This window comes from Pseudoalteromonas sp. R86517, from assembly GCF_042466295.1.
Lineage (GTDB): Bacteria > Pseudomonadota > Gammaproteobacteria > Enterobacterales > Alteromonadaceae > Pseudoalteromonas > Pseudoalteromonas atlantica.
Genome location: NZ_JAXHCB010000003.1, coordinates 723,653 through 738,438, shown reverse-complemented (window position 1 = coordinate 738,438; position 14,786 = coordinate 723,653). Strand labels below are relative to the sequence as shown.

General features: G+C 39.3%; 13 protein-coding genes. 12 read left to right on the top strand and 1 reads right to left on the bottom strand.

Annotated features, from left to right (window positions below; all coding sequences use genetic code 11):
- From SJY38_RS19965 to SJY38_RS19925, 9 genes are all read left to right on the top strand, one after another.
- A complete protein-coding gene (locus tag SJY38_RS19965; RefSeq protein WP_004586469.1) occupies positions 1–522 on the top strand; it encodes an outer membrane lipoprotein carrier protein LolA in 522 nt (173 codons plus the stop codon).
- A gap of 29 nt (positions 523–551) precedes the next feature.
- On the top strand, positions 552–2,798 hold the full coding sequence (locus SJY38_RS19960; protein WP_377110669.1) for a transporter: 2,247 nt from the start codon (positions 552–554) through the stop codon (positions 2,796–2,798).
- A 4-nt stretch (positions 2,799–2,802) separates the two neighbouring features.
- Positions 2,803–4,041: an NAD(P)/FAD-dependent oxidoreductase gene (locus SJY38_RS19955; protein ID WP_377110668.1), complete on the top strand. Its 1,239-nt coding sequence runs from the start codon at positions 2,803–2,805 to the stop codon at positions 4,039–4,041.
- Positions 4,029–4,616: a DUF3261 domain-containing protein gene (locus SJY38_RS19950; protein ID WP_377110667.1), complete on the top strand. Its 588-nt coding sequence runs from the start codon at positions 4,029–4,031 to the stop codon at positions 4,614–4,616. Before SJY38_RS19955 ends, SJY38_RS19950 begins: the two co-directional genes overlap by 13 nt.
- Positions 4,616–5,785 (top strand): beta-ketoacyl-ACP synthase, encoded by a 1,170-nt coding sequence (locus tag SJY38_RS19945; protein WP_377110666.1) that lies wholly within the window; start codon positions 4,616–4,618, stop codon positions 5,783–5,785. The genes SJY38_RS19950 and SJY38_RS19945 overlap by 1 nt, the downstream gene beginning before the upstream one ends.
- On the top strand, positions 5,778–6,233 hold the full coding sequence (locus tag SJY38_RS19940) for a 3-hydroxylacyl-ACP dehydratase (protein WP_377110665.1): 456 nt from the start codon (positions 5,778–5,780) through the stop codon (positions 6,231–6,233). The genes SJY38_RS19945 and SJY38_RS19940 overlap by 8 nt, the downstream gene beginning before the upstream one ends.
- Positions 6,230–6,955, top strand: a complete 726-nt coding sequence (fabG, locus tag SJY38_RS19935; RefSeq protein WP_029772005.1) for a 3-oxoacyl-ACP reductase FabG — start codon at positions 6,230–6,232, stop codon at positions 6,953–6,955. Before SJY38_RS19940 ends, fabG begins: the two co-directional genes overlap by 4 nt.
- Positions 6,955–8,184, top strand: a complete 1,230-nt coding sequence (locus SJY38_RS19930; RefSeq protein WP_054981893.1) for a beta-ketoacyl-ACP synthase — start codon at positions 6,955–6,957, stop codon at positions 8,182–8,184. Before fabG ends, SJY38_RS19930 begins: the two co-directional genes overlap by 1 nt.
- Positions 8,185–8,274: 90 nt before the next feature.
- Positions 8,275–9,576: a DEAD/DEAH box helicase gene (locus SJY38_RS19925; protein WP_004586461.1), complete on the top strand. Its 1,302-nt coding sequence runs from the start codon at positions 8,275–8,277 to the stop codon at positions 9,574–9,576.
- A gap of 126 nt (positions 9,577–9,702) precedes the next feature.
- On the opposite strand, the gene SJY38_RS19920 is transcribed toward SJY38_RS19925, so the two are convergent.
- Positions 9,703–11,310 (bottom strand): NAD(P)/FAD-dependent oxidoreductase, encoded by a 1,608-nt coding sequence (locus SJY38_RS19920; RefSeq protein WP_377110664.1) that lies wholly within the window; start codon positions 11,308–11,310, stop codon positions 9,703–9,705.
- 192 nt (positions 11,311–11,502) lie between these two features.
- Here SJY38_RS19920 and fdxA point away from each other — a divergent pair, with 192 nt between their 5' ends.
- From fdxA to SJY38_RS19905, 3 genes are all read left to right on the top strand, one after another.
- A complete protein-coding gene (gene fdxA, locus SJY38_RS19915; protein WP_029774458.1) occupies positions 11,503–11,826 on the top strand; it encodes a ferredoxin FdxA in 324 nt (107 codons plus the stop codon).
- Positions 11,827–11,966: 140 nt separating this feature from the next.
- Entirely contained in the window at positions 11,967–14,213 is a 2,247-nt protein-coding gene (locus SJY38_RS19910; protein ID WP_377110663.1) for a DUF5916 domain-containing protein, read from the top strand.
- A 21-nt stretch (positions 14,214–14,234) separates the two neighbouring features.
- Positions 14,235–14,693, top strand: a complete 459-nt coding sequence (locus tag SJY38_RS19905) for an Sbal_3080 family lipoprotein (protein WP_004586456.1) — start codon at positions 14,235–14,237, stop codon at positions 14,691–14,693.
- Positions 14,694–14,786: the final 93 nt, after the last annotated feature.

Genomic DNA, 14,786 nt, shown 5'->3' with positions numbered 1-14,786 from the left:
ATGAATTATTTAAAAAATTGTGTGTTTGTTAGTGCTCTTTATTTTGTTTTTTTTAGTGCCAGTTTATTAGCTGCTACGACAGTTTCGGGTGAATTTAAGCAATTAAAGCATTTTGCCGGCTTCTCTAAACCATTCATCTCTAAAGGGGAGTTTACACTTGAAGGGGAAAAGCTGCTTTGGTATGTAAAAACACCAGTGCAAAGTACATTACTAATCGAGAATGGCCAAGTATTTGTGAAAAATAAAGAGGGTGAACTTACTCCTCAGCCTGGCAGCGAGCAGTTTGTAGGCTTATTAACTGACTTACTCGCATTAGATATGAAAGCCTTATATGCGCGGTTTGATGTAACAAATCAAACAGGCTGTTTATTATTAAAGCCAAAAGATACGCTATTAAAACAGCTGTTTAGCCATTTTATTCTTTGTGAAAATAACCAGCGTGTACAAAGTATAACCTTAAATGAGCACTCGGGTAGCAACACAGTAATAGAGTTTTCTTATGCAAATACACCTAATAATTAATAAGTGTAAGTAACCTTCGGAAAAGTGACGTGATTAAACGTATTAGTGTACTTATTACATGGTTTGGTTTTTTAGCTGTTTTACTTTGTGCTGCTTTGTATATCACTAAGCCTGTATTAAATGCTGATATGTTTAGTTTATTACCAAAATCACATTCTCAATTGGCGTACGGCGAAGAGGTCTTTTTTAAAAAAAATGCAAACCGTATTATGTTTTCATTTACTGGTGATGGTAAAAACTTAGCACATGACGAGCTTAAATCATGGCTGTTAAAACGTGATATAAAAAATAGCTTTGAACTGCCAAGCATTGAGCAGTTATCTTCAGTGTTCTCTGCGTATCAACATGCGCTGCTTAGCGACAATTATAAAAATAGTATGGTTGATAAAGCACAGTTTGAGTCATTTTACCTTACTCAATTAAATCAATTAGGAAACCCTTTTGTAAGTGCCACCCTAAAAGCCGATATTAGTTTAAGTCTTGCTGCATTTATAGGCGATAATTTAAAACAAAGTCAGTTATTCTCTTTAAAAAATGAGCGGTTAACGCGCCGTCTAAATCATACTGATTATGCTGTTATATTGGCTACCATTCCTAACAATAGCCTCCCAATTGGTGAGTCTATTAAGCTTGCGAGCAGCATTAAAAATAAGCTTGAAAGTTTAAATGATACGTACCCACAGACCACTATTCGCTATTCAGGTGCTCTTTTTCATACAGCTGAAAACGCTCAGCAAGCTAAGTATGAAATGAGCTTATTTGGTGGCCTTAGTGTAATCGCATTACTTTTAATGGTGTTTTGGGTATTTAGGCAAGTCAGTAGCATTTTGCTTGCAAGCTTAACCGTACTTAGTGCACTGGCTGGTGGTGCTACGGCCATGGTATTTGTGTTTAATTCGATTCATTTGTTAACACTAGTTTTTGCTGTAACCCTAATTGGTATAGCTATTGATTATGCATTTCATGCGATGACTGATTTAGCGTATGGCAACAGTTTTTACCAAAGTAGTGGGTTAAGTAAAGGCACAAAAACAGCCTTGCTTTTATCTTTTATTACAACAGGCCTCGGCTATAGCTGTTTATTAGGTGCGCCAATTTCACTTTTATCGCAAGTAGCAGTGTTTGTAATTGCTGGGCTTGCGAGCGCCTGGTTATTCACATTAATTATATTACCTATCTGGCAATCTAAGCTTGTACTCTCTGAGCGAAGTTTGATTAAAAGTCAGCAGTTATTAGGTTTAATGGTGCGCTTTAACCGTTGTAAGCAATCGGTTTTACTCGTATTGGGGCTGGTGTTAATGTTTTTGTTTTACCTTAAACCCATTTCATTTAACAACGATGTACGTTTACTAAATGCAAGCCCACAACAACTAATACTTAATGAGCAAAAGCATTTAACTTTAATGGGACAGTTAGATGCCCACATTGTATTTTTATTTGCATCAAATGCTGAACAACTACTGCAAAAGCAAGAGCGACTAATAGATGATTTAAAGCGTATTAACCCACATCTTAAACACAATGCTATTAAGCGTTGGTTACCTAGTAAGCGCACGCAAAAAAATAATTTAGCGCTCTTTAATGGGGCTGTTAAAAACGATGTGTTAACTATCACTGAAAAATATACAGGGATAAAAGTTGAGTCTGCTAACACAGAACTTTTGAGTTACGACGCTTTAGCAAGTAGTCATTTTTCAGCACTTTTAAATGCACAAATGTTTGTTGAGCCTAATAAAGCTATTACTTGGTTTTCTGTATCGGGAGTATCCACGCACGCGTTAACTTCTAACGTTAATGCTTATGAAGATGCGTTTATATATAACAAGCCTGAGCAAATCAGTAGCTTACTTGAAAACTACAGCCAGTATTTATTGCTTACATTGGGCGTGGCCATTGTTATTTGCTTTGTTTTATTTAGCTATAAATTTGGCCTTCGGATTGGCACTGTGCAGGTGATAACATTAAGTGCTAGCCTGTTGACTATGCTTTGGGTATGTAATGCAGCGCAAGGAAGTATCTCAATTTTTAATCTGCTAGGTGGCTTACTCATTATTGGCCTAGCCATAGATTATTTAGTGTTTTACCAAATTAACAACTTAACGGCGGTAAATGTATTGGCCATTAGCTTGTCGGCCGCCTCTTCGATGTGTGTATTTGGTATGCTCGCCTTTTCAAATACCCCCGCCATTTTTAGTTTTGGCCTTACTGTTATGGTAGGGATTTTAGCCGTATATATTTTATCTCCATTAAGTGTATTAAAGTCTCAAAAGGAATAATAATTTGAACAACCTTGAGCAGTATGATGTTGTGGTTATAGGAGCAGGGCCTTCAGGTGCACTTGTAAGTAGCTTATTAGTACAAAAAGGCTGGAAAGTGCTGGTGCTAGAGCAACAAGTGTTTCCTCGTTTTTCAATTGGCGAAAGCTTATTACCTCAATGTATGGAGTATTTAGCGGATGCTGGGCTAGTTAAAACAATACATGAACATGCAGATGAGCTTGGCTTTCAATTTAAAGATGGTGCTGCGTTTCATCGTAATGGCCAAAATACAGCTATAAATTTTACTGAAAAATTTAGCCCAGGCCCGGGTACTACTTTTCAAGTTAAACGGGCTGATTTTGATAAGCTGATTGCTGATAGAGCGCAGCATCAAGGCGTTGAAATTCGCTATCAGCATAGTGTTATTGGTTTTACTGATGAAGCCGCTAGTGCGACGCTGCAAGTGCAAAATAATAAAAAACAAACGTATGACGTAAGGGCTAAGTTTGTACTTGATGCGAGTGGTTTCGGCCGAGTTTTACCAAAACTTTTAAATTTAGAAAAACCTTCTACTTTTCCTGTGCGTAGTGCTTATTTCAGTCACTTTAATGATGGCATTACTGACGAGCTGTTTGATAGAAATAAAATTTTAATAACCGTTCACCCTAAATTTAATGATGTTTGGTATTGGCTCATCCCCTTTAGTGATGGCACGTCCAGCATTGGGGTTGTGGCAAAGCAAACACGCTTTAATGAGATTAGTGAAGCTGACACCTTAAAACAGTTTATAGAGCAAGACCCTTACTTAAAAAAACTTTTAGCTAATCGCGTACCTATAACACAAGCGCGTTGCATTAGTGGTTACTCTGCTAATGTATGTACGCTACATGGAAAGCATTTTGCTTTACTAGGCAATGCGGGTGAATTTTTAGATCCGGTGTTTTCATCTGGGGTGACTATTGCTTTAAAGTCTGCACACTTAATTGCCCCCCTTATTGATGATTATTTAAATGGAGAAGTGATTGATTTTGAGGAATGTTACGCCGAGCCATTGCAGGCAGGAGTTGATTGTTTTAAAACCTTTGTTAAAGGTTGGTACGATACCCGATTTCAAGACGTTATTTTTTATTCAGAACAAAACTCGCAGGTTCGTGAAATGATCAGTGCTATTTTAGCGGGTTACGCATGGGATAAAAATAATCCATTTGTTGCTCAAAGTGAGCGTCGTTTAAATGTATTAGCGCAGCTATGTCAAAATTAATCCCAGTTATTGAGGCTCATACCAGACACTTTTTAAGATGTACTTTTATAGCTTTAGTGTGTGTTTGCATAACAGCATGTAGTAGCACATATAAAAGCAGTGAGCGTGTTGATATTTCTGCAGCCACTACACTTGATATTTCGCATGTGCCTGTACAAATGTTTGATCAAAATTGGCAGCATGTTTTATATATTCAAAACAATGAGAAAGAGCATACATTATTAGCACAATTAGAAATAAACAAGCAGGGTACTATCAACTTATTGTTAATGACTACACAAGGCTTACCTATTTTAAAGCTTGAAAAACTAAATAACCAACCACCGAATGTTACTAAAATTATAGTCGGTGTTGATTTAGACCCTGCTTATATATTGGCAGATATTGCCTTAGTGCATTGGCCTGTATTATTTCTTAATGAGAAAATATCTGGGGCGATTATAAAGCAGATAGCCACACAAAGGCGTGTAGTAAAAAATAACCGCTCGATTATTACAATAAATTACAGCGATAATAAAACAGTACTAAATAATAGTGAGCGACATTATCAAATTACATTTGAGAAGGTAAACTAGTGACTTTTTGGTTAAATGATTTAGGCATTGTAAGTGCAATGGGCAAAGGCATTGAAGATACAATTATTAGCCTAAATAACTTACAAAATAATGAAGCCCCACAGCTTTTAAAGACAAAAGATTTAAGCACAGAGGGTTTGCCATTTTATGTTGGGCACGTGGACTGCGTTCCTCTAAATCAAAAGCACCGTATTGATACGCTAATTGATATAGCCCTTGAGCAAATATCCCCAACACTTAAGCGTTTTTCACATATTGATAAATCACGAATTGCTGTTGTGGTAGGTACAAGTACATCTGGGGTGCATGATGGCGAACAAGCTCGAGCTGAACACGACAGTTCAGGTGTTTGGCCAAGTGACTTTTTATATGCTGATCAAGAACTTGCTACTCCTTCGCATTACATAGCCGAAAAAGTAGGGGCGTTAGGTCCTTGTTATAGTATTTCAACGGCATGTACCTCAAGTGCTAAAGCTCTCATTAGCGCAAAAGCTTTAATAACTGCTGACTTAGCAGACGTTGTAATTTGTGGTGGCGTAGACAGCCTTTGCAAACTTACCATTAATGGATTTAATGCCTTGGCATCAATGAGCACTGGAATGTGTAAGCCTTTTTGCGATGACAGAGATGGTATTAATATTGGTGAGGGTGCTGCGTTATTTGTCATGAGTAAAGAAGCACCGTTAGAAAATGGCGTCATGTTTTTAGGTGGTGGGGAAAGCTCTGATGCTCATCACATTTCGGCGCCAGACCCTAGCGGTAATGGTGCAAAATCGGCAATGAAAGCAGCTCTGGCCGTTGCTGACTTATTACCTAGTGATATTGACTATATAAATGCACACGGCACAGCAACAATTAAAAATGACGAAATGGAAGCCCTTGCAATTAATAGTGTGTTTGGCAACAATACACCGCTGAGCTCCAGTAAGTACTTAACTGGGCACACTTTAGGTGCAGCTGGTGCAATTGAAGCAGGTATTTGTTGGCTGTTGCTCAGAGGGAGAGGAAATATTACTTTGCCTTTTAATAAATGCACACACAGAAATAAGCTCGCAGATATCAACGTTATTGAGCAAGCTAGCACGGTTAAATTAAATTACTGTCTATCTAATTCATTTGCGTTTGGTGGTAATAATGCCAGTTTGATTTTAGGTACTCATAATGAATAATTATTCTATAGAGCAGGTTGTACCCCACGATGCTCCTATGATCTTAATAGATCAGTTAGTTGAATACAGCGATGAAAGTGCAACCTGCTCTGTGACTATTACACCCCAAAGCCCTTTTTATAATGAGCAAATTGAGGGAGTGCCAAGTTATATAGGTGTTGAATATATGGCCCAGTCTATAGCTGCCTATGCTGGAGCATTAGCTAACGATATTAATGAAGTGGTTAAAATTGGCTTTTTGATCGGCACGCGAAAATATAAAACACATCAGGCTATGTTTTATAAAAACAGCACCTTAACTATTTATGTTCACAAGCTTTACCAAGAAGAATCTGGTTTAAGTGTGTTTGAATGCCAAATAAGTGAAAATAAAAAAATACTGTGTGATGCAAAAATAAATGTATTTCAGCCAGAAGAACCGCTGGAATTTATAAGAGAAAACCAATGAATAAAAGAATTTTAGTGACCGGCTCTAGCCGGGGTATAGGTAAGGCTATTGCACTTAAACTTGCAGCTCAAGGCTATGACATTACTGTTCATTGCAGAACTGGTTTAGAGCAAGCTCAGCAAACATGTGCAGAAATACACGCACTTGGACAAAGCACTACACTACTACAATTTGACGTATGCGATAGAGCAGCGGCAAAGCAACAAATTGAGCAAGATATTACAAACAATGGTGCTTACTACGGTGTGGTGTGTAATGCGGGCATTACCAATGATATGGCTTTTCCGGCAATGCAGGGCGATGATTGGGATAGCGTAATTAGAACTGGGTTAGATGGCTTTTATAATGTTGTGCACCCAACAGTTATGCCCATGGTACAAACTCGTAAAGGTGGGCGCATTATTACTATGGCTTCAGTGTCGGGTATTGCTGGCAACAGAGGGCAAGTAAATTACAGCGCAGCGAAAGCAGGTATTATTGGCGCTACCAAAGCCCTATCGCTGGAACTAGCTAAGCGAAAAATTACTGTAAATTGTGTAGCGCCTGGTTTAATTGAAACAGCAATGACGGATGAGCTTCCGGTTGCTGAAATGATGAAAATGATTCCACTTAAACGTATGGGAACAGTGAACGAAGTGGCTGGTACAGTTGCATTTTTAATGTCTGATGATGCTGCTTACATCACTCGCCAAGTTATTTCGGTTAACGGCGGGATGGTTTAATGAAACGTGTTGTTGTTACAGGGATGTCGGTTATAACCGCATTGGGCGATGATTGGGATGAATTTAAAAGCGCCTTGATTAAAGGTGAAAATGCAGTTGTAACAATGCGTGAATGGGATAAAGCTGATGGGCTTAATACGCGCTTAGCTGCCCCTGTCACCCATTTTGAAAAACCTAACCATTATAAACGTAAGCAAATACGCTCAATGGGGCGAGTGGCACTTATGTCCACACGTGCAACTGAGCGTGCGCTTGAGCAAGCTGATTTACTTGAACATAAAAGTCTTACAGATGGCTCTACCGGTGTAGCATATGGCTCATCCACCGGCTCAACACCGCCACTTCTCGCATTTGCAAATATGTTGGAAAGTGGCTCAATGTCTGGAGTCACAGCTACAAGCTATATTCAAATGATGGCACATACAGCGCCAGTAAATGTAGGCGTATTTTTTGGCATAAAAGGACGAGTGATCACCACAAGTTCGGCATGTACGTCTGGCTCGCAGGGTATTGGCTACGCTTATGAGGCAATTAAATTTGGTCGTCAAAAAATAATGGTAGCAGGGGGGGCAGAAGAGCTTTGTATTACCGAAGCAGCTGTATTTGATACGCTGTATGCTACAAGTATTAAAAATGACACCCCTAAAAATACGCCTCGCCCATTTGATAAAAACCGTGATGGCTTGGTTATAGGAGAAGGTGCCGGTACTTTAATACTTGAAGAGTATGAGCATGCTAAAGCTAGAGGGGCAAATATATTGGCTGAGGTTGTCGGTTTTGGCTGTAACTCTGATGGACAACATGTTACTCAACCATCTTCAGATACCATGCAAATAGCCATTGAAATGGCATTGCAAGATGCCAATTTATCACCTGATAAAGTAGGTTATGTCAATGCGCATGGTACCTCAACCGATAGAGGTGATATTGCTGAGTCTCATGCTACTTTTAATGCGCTGGGAGTTAAACCTATTAGTTCTTTAAAAAGCTATTTAGGGCATACTTTAGGGGCGTGTGGTGCAATAGAAGCATGGGCTACTATTAATATGATGAGCGATAATTGGTTTGCACCTACAATAAATTTAACCGATATAGATAATGATTGCGCTGAGCTTGATTATATTAAGACACAAGGGCGAGAAATTAACACCGATTATGTCATGAGTAATAACTTTGCATTTGGTGGGATTAATACATCTCTTATTTTTAAACGGTATAAGCAAGATTAATCAAGTTTATAAACACTAATCACTAACTGTTGACTCGTTTTTGCTGTATAATTTGCGACCCTTGATAAATGTGGCCGCAGGTTATACAGCATGAATTTTAAATCTTTTAGTTTTTCCCCTGAACTTATTCAGGCGTTAGACGAACTTAATTACCACACCCTTACGCCCATTCAGCGTTCAGCTATTCCGGCTGTTCGTAAAGGTAAAGACGTTTTAGCAAGTGCCCAAACAGGCACAGGTAAAACGGCTGCGTTTGCTTTACCTATCATCCAAAAATTAACTGAATCTGAGCTAAGCACAAGCAATGCTCCGCACGCGTTAGTGCTTGCGCCAACTCGTGAGCTGGCAGAGCAAATAGCAAATAACTTTAAAGCCTATGCAAAACATACCGCTTTAAAAGTAGTGAGCTTATTTGGCGGTGTTAATACCGCAGGCCAAGCAAATGCACTTAAAGACGGCGTAGATGTTGTAGTTGCAACCCCAGGGCGCTTACTTGATCATATTCGTTTAGGTAATTTAAGCCTAGCAAGTGTTAAACACTTAGTACTTGATGAAGCTGACCGTATGCTTGATATGGGTTTTATTGAAGATATGCAAAGTGTTATTAAAAGTTGTGACGAGCAGCGCCAAATTTTACTTTTCTCAGCCACTTTTCCAGCGGCTATTAAGCAGTTTGCAGCAAAAGTATTAAAACAGCCTGAAATTGTTCGCGTAGATCAAACTAATAGTACTGCAAGTACGGTACAGCATGTTGTGTACCCAGTTGAAGAGCGTCGTAAGCAAGAGCTGCTTTCTGAGCTGATTGGTAAAAAGAACTGGCAACAGGTACTTGTGTTTGTAAACATGAAAGAAACGGCGGATGAGCTGGTTAAAGAGCTTAACCTTGATGGTATTCCTGCCACTGTATGTCATGGTGATAAATCGCAAGGTAACCGCCGCCGTGCACTTCGTGAATTTAAAGAAGGCAAAGTACGTGTTTTAGTGGCTACCGAAGTTGCTGCGCGTGGTATTGATATTGAAGGCCTACCACGAGTAATTAATATTGATTTACCATGGCTTGCAGAAGATTACGTACATCGCATTGGCCGTACAGGTCGTGCTGGTAATCAAGGCCAAGCAATTTCGTTTGTAAGCCGCGAAGAAGAAAACACCTTGTTTGAAATAGAGTCGTTAATTGGCCAAAAAATCAAACGTGTTTACTTAGAGGGTTATGAAGTAAGTAGCCGTGAAGTACTTATTGATAAAATAGGTAAAAAACCAGCGCATTTACGTCGTAGCCGTACTAATAAGCCTACAGGGCAAGCAACAGGCGAAGCACGTGCGGTAAATCGCTCGCGTATTTCAAATGTACGTAAAAGCTTAAAAGGCGCCAAGCTTACCCTTAAAAAGTAAGCTTAAAAAATTTAGCATTTATAAAAAACCTGAGTTTTACTCAGGTTTTTTTGTGCCTCAATTTAGCTCAAGGTGTAAACAAAAAAGCCTCACTAAGTGAGGTTTTTGATTAATAATTTAAAAGGGTTAAGCGTTTTCTAACATTGAGAGTGCAACGGCTTCAGCCGCTTTAATACCATCAATACCTGCAGATAAAATACCACCTGCGTAACCTGCGCCTTCACCCGCTGGGTATAAACCTTTAGTATTTATGCTTTGGAAGCTTTTATCGCGCTTGATACTAATAGGTGATGATGTACGGGTTTCTACCCCTGTTAATAAACCGTCGTTTGTAGAAAAACCACGAATTTGCTTATTAAAGGCTGGAATGGCTTCGCGTATAGCGTCGATAGCAAACTGCGGAAGTACATTTGCTAAATCGGTGAGTTTTATTCCTGGTGTAAACGATGGTTGTACATCACCTAAATCGCCCGATGTTTTTCCTTTTAAAAAGTCGCCAATTAACTGTGCTGGTGCATCGTAGTTGCTACCGCCTAATGCATAGGCTTGCTCTTCTAGTTTACGTTGCAAATCAATGCCGGCAAGCGGGTGACCAGGGAAGTCTTTTTCAGGTGTAATACCTACTACAATGGCACTATTTGCATTGCGCTCACTACGAGAGTATTGGCTCATACCGTTTGTTACTACGCGGCCTTCTTCAGAGGTGGCGGCTACAACAGTCCCTCCTGGGCACATACAAAAGCTGTAAACTGTGCGGCCATTATCACAATGGTGAACGAGTTTATAATCAGCAGAGCCTAAAATGGGGTTACCCGCGTTAGGCCCAAAACGACACTCATCAATCATCGATTGCTTGTGCTCGATTCTAAAGCCCACAGAAAACGGTTTTGCTTCTACGTAAATGCCTTTATCGTGAATCATTTTAAAGGTATCACGGGCGCTATGTCCGACAGCAAGTACTACATGGCGGGTATTGAGCTTTTCACCGTTTGAAAGCGTTAAGCCAGTTACTTGTCCATCATCTATATGAATGTCGTCTACGCGGGTACTAAAGCGGATTTCGCCGCCAAGTTCAATAATACGTGCGCGCATTTTTTCAATCATGGTAACAAGTTTAAACGTACCAATGTGTGGCTTACTTACATATAAAATTTCATCTGGTGCGCCGGCTTCTACAAATTCGGTGATAACTTTACGCCCGTAATGTTTTGGATCTTTTACTTGGCTGTATAGTTTACCGTCTGAAAATGTACCTGCGCCACCCTCGCCAAACTGCACATTAGACTCTGTATTAAGGGTGCGTTTACGCCAAAAGCCAAAGGTGTCTTTGGTACGTTCGCGTACTTCTTTACCGCGCTCTAAAATAATAGGGTTAAAACCCATTTGAGCCAGCACTAAGCCCGCAAATAATCCACACGGGCCAAAGCCAATTACTACAGGTCTCTCAGTAAGGTTAGCGGGGGCGTGGGCAACAAATTTGTATGAGGTATCAGGGGCGGGTTTTACGTGCTGATCTTTTGCAAATGCGTTTAACAGCGCTTCTTCGTTATCTACTTCAATATCGAGGGTATAAATAAGTAAAATAGCCGTTTTTTTACGTGCATCGTACCCACGTTTAAACACATCGTAGCTGTGTAGCTGCGCTGGCTGTATTTTTAGTTTATCAACTATGGCTTGGCCTATAGCGTCCTCATTATGATCAAGCGGCAGCTTTATTTCGGTTAAACGTATCATTGTTATCTCTTTTAGGTGTCTTAGCGGTAATAGTATCCGCTCACAATAAGAAGTGTAGGGCACGTAATGGCTATACATTAAGGGCGCATATATTACGTTAAATTGACCGCAGATGGCACATATTTATTGTGTTTTTAATGGGGTTGGGTATGATCCTCGCTTTAGATAATTAATTACTAGGTTTAAACTATTATGGCGTTTGTGGTCACCGAAAACTGTATTAAGTGTAAATACACAGATTGTGTGGCAGTGTGCCCTGCAGATGCCTTTTACGAAGGCCCTAACTTTTTAGCAATAAGCCCTATTGATTGCATAGATTGTGGATTATGCGTACCAGAGTGCCCAGCTGAAGCAATTTACCAAGAAGACGAGCTGCCGGAAGACCAAAAAGAGTTTACCGAGCTTAATGCTGAGCTTGCATTGGTGTGGCCACGCATTGTTGAGGTAAAACCAGCGCCTGCTGATGCCGATAGTTGGAATGGTGTGGCTAATAAGCTTAAATTAATTGAAACCTAGCTTTTAAATTAAGCCTTTAATATTAATTAGTTAAAAAAGCTATTGTTTTTAGTATCAAACTATTAACAAATGTACTGACTTAAATTACACTGCATAAATAAGTTTACCTTTTAAGGGTAAACACGTCTAAATGGATGTTTATGCAGTACTTAATAATTATAAAAAAACAATGCAGTGCTTTATTCCCCTTCTTATTAGCACTTTTATTTTCTAACCACCTTTATGCCAGTGAAAAACAGCAGCATTCTCTTGTACATATAAATGCAGATATTACTGTAGATGGCGTACTTGATGAGCCCCACTGGCAAAATGCCACTTTAGTTCCTATAGCATTTCAAGATGAGCCTAACGAAAAGGGCACCCCACCGGTTAAAACCGATGCTTACATGTATGAAGATGGCAGCCACTTATATGTTGCTTTTGTAGCCGAAGATCCACAGCCGAGCGAAATAACAGCGTCTCTTCGCGACAGAGATACGCTTTGGCAAGATGATACGGTTATTTTAATTATTGACACTTTTAACGACGAACGTTCAGCTTACGAATTTTATGTAAATCCATTGGGTGCGCAAGGTGATACGCGAATGAGTGACACCGATGGCTGGCAATCAGACCCGTCTTGGGATGCAATATGGGATAGCGCAGGGCAAATTACCGACCAAGGGTTTGTGGTTGAAATGCGTATACCTTTTAAAGCGCTAAGATTTCCTGAAAATAAAACAGATTTAACATGGGGCTTTGCCCTTATGCGAAATTACCAACGTGATGTACTGTATCAGCTTTCAAATATGGGGTTTGACCGAGATATAAAATGCAGTTTATGTCAGTTTGATAAATTAAATGGTTTTAAAAATATAAAAGCCAGCAAAAATCTGCAACTAACGCCCACACTTACGGCGCTCAGAAATGATTCAAAACCTACCTTGCCAGGGCAGTGGGATAATGGTGATATAGACACCGAAGCTGGCCTTGATTTACGCTGGGGGGTTACACAAGATGCGGTAATTAATGCCACTATAAACCCAGATTTTTCGCAAATAGAAAGTGATGCGTTAGCCCTTGATGTAAATACCACGTACTCAATTTATTATGCAGAAAAACGACCATTTTTTTTAGATGGCGCATCCTACTTTAAAAGCAGTTTATTTGAACTATTGTACACCCGCACTATTGCAGAGCCTGAAGTAGGGGCAAAATTAACAGGTAAAACAGGGCAACATAGCTATGCATTTATGTATGCCGATGACAATAATAGCAATATTTTATTGCCAACAAATCAAGGCTCTGGTTTTGCAATTTTAGAGGATAAAACCCATGCAGCAGCGGCGCGTTATCAATACGATATTGGCCAACAAGGCACTATAGGGCTAAGTACGACTCACCGCGAAAGCGATGATTACTATAATACGGTGCTTTCTGTCGATGGCAGCTATTGGTTTAATCAATCAGATCTACTGACCTACCAGGTAGCTACAACAGATTCTAAAAACTCTGATTTTTTAACAAGTAACTATAACTTATCTAAAACTCAATCTGATGAAGCGTACGCTATAGAGTTTACCCGTGATAAACGTGACTACAATTTGTTTGCTAGCTACGAAAATATAGGTAAAGACTATCGTACTGACTTAGGTTATCAAGAAAAAGTAGATTATGAGAACGTAGGCTTTGGGGGCGGACAAACCTGGTATGCAGATGAATCTGGCTTATTAACGTCATGGTCTTATGAGGCTGATTGGGATAAAACATGGGCGCAAAATGGCGACCTACTTGAAGAAGAATACCAAGGGTTTATAACATTAAAAGGGCAAAAGCAGTCTATTTTTGAAATTGGCTTACTGCATCGTTATGAAAACTATAATGATGCTTTTTATAACCAAAATATTGGCTTTGTTTATACGGGCTTTAAACCTAAAAATAATATATGGCTTTCATTTTATGGTGAGTATGGCAGCCGCATTGATTACGCCAATGAGCAAATTGGCGATTCGTATGCTACGCAAACGCAAGTTACGTGGGATATAAACGATCATTGGCAAGTAGACGCTACGCATAACTACAGCGTATTAGATAACCCTGAAGGGGAGCGAGTTTATACTGCTAACTTATTAGATTTTAGGCTTTATTATAAATTTAGCATGCGCGCTATGCTCAAGCTTATATTGCAATTTGAAGACATTGATAGAAATAAAGACGCCTACTACTACCAAGTTAGCCACATTAATAAAGACTATGGCAGCCAATTAGTTTACTCGTACAAAATTAATGCTCAAACATTATTTTATTTAGGCTACTCAGATAAAAGCTATCAAGACGATTCCCTAAAACACGTTGAAAGAGATCAACGCACATTTTTTACAAAAGTGAGCTATGCATGGCAACTTTAAATAACCATTAAAAGGATGAATATGAAAACAATAAAAATAACTATCGCAGCTGCAATGGTAGCAACCCTAGCGGGTTGTGCTGCTAAGCAAGATATAACTCGCTTTGACACTGTGAAACCAGAAGTAGTATGTATAGCTGAACATAAGGCAGTTAAAGAAGGCGTTGTCACAGCAATGGAAGAAGGGTTTGCAAAACATAACGTCAAAACACGTGTAATTGCTGCTAACTATGTATTGAAACATCAGGAGTATCAAACTGAATTACCTAATGCTGACATCGCAGGGTGTAATGCCGTTGCTTATTACGTGGCTAACTGGCATTGGGATTTAGCGTTGTACATGTCATACGCGAATATTTGGGTTACAGACGCTCAAACCAATAAAAAAATTGCGCAAGCATCTTATCGCACCGGCGGTGGTTTGGATAAGTTTATAGACGCGAAAGAAAAAATTATCGAACTAATCGATGGTATGTATTAAATACTTGTAATATTAGTTTTTTCAAACATTTTAAGCTTAAGGTTTATTTTTATTCATCACTCTCTATAATTAGTTAATTATTAAGCATTAATT

Bases quoted from the DNA above. Each gene is read 5' to 3' on its own strand.
- SJY38_RS19950 (WP_377110667.1), top strand. From the start codon at position 4,029: ATGTCAAAATTAATCCCAGTTATTGAGGCTCATACCAGACACTTTTTA.
- SJY38_RS19920 (WP_377110664.1), bottom strand. From the start codon at position 11,310: ATGATACGTTTAACCGAAATAAAGCTGCCGCTTGATCATAATGAGGAC.
- SJY38_RS19965 (WP_004586469.1), top strand. From the start codon at position 1: ATGAATTATTTAAAAAATTGTGTGTTTGTTAGTGCTCTTTATTTTGTT.
- fdxA (WP_029774458.1), top strand. From the start codon at position 11,503: ATGGCGTTTGTGGTCACCGAAAACTGTATTAAGTGTAAATACACAGAT.
- fabG (WP_029772005.1), top strand. From the start codon at position 6,230: ATGAATAAAAGAATTTTAGTGACCGGCTCTAGCCGGGGTATAGGTAAG.
- SJY38_RS19930 (WP_054981893.1), top strand. From the start codon at position 6,955: ATGAAACGTGTTGTTGTTACAGGGATGTCGGTTATAACCGCATTGGGC.
- SJY38_RS19940 (WP_377110665.1), top strand. From the start codon at position 5,778: ATGAATAATTATTCTATAGAGCAGGTTGTACCCCACGATGCTCCTATG.
- SJY38_RS19910 (WP_377110663.1), top strand. From the start codon at position 11,967: ATGCAGTACTTAATAATTATAAAAAAACAATGCAGTGCTTTATTCCCC.
- SJY38_RS19925 (WP_004586461.1), top strand. From the start codon at position 8,275: ATGAATTTTAAATCTTTTAGTTTTTCCCCTGAACTTATTCAGGCGTTA.
- SJY38_RS19905 (WP_004586456.1), top strand. From the start codon at position 14,235: ATGAAAACAATAAAAATAACTATCGCAGCTGCAATGGTAGCAACCCTA.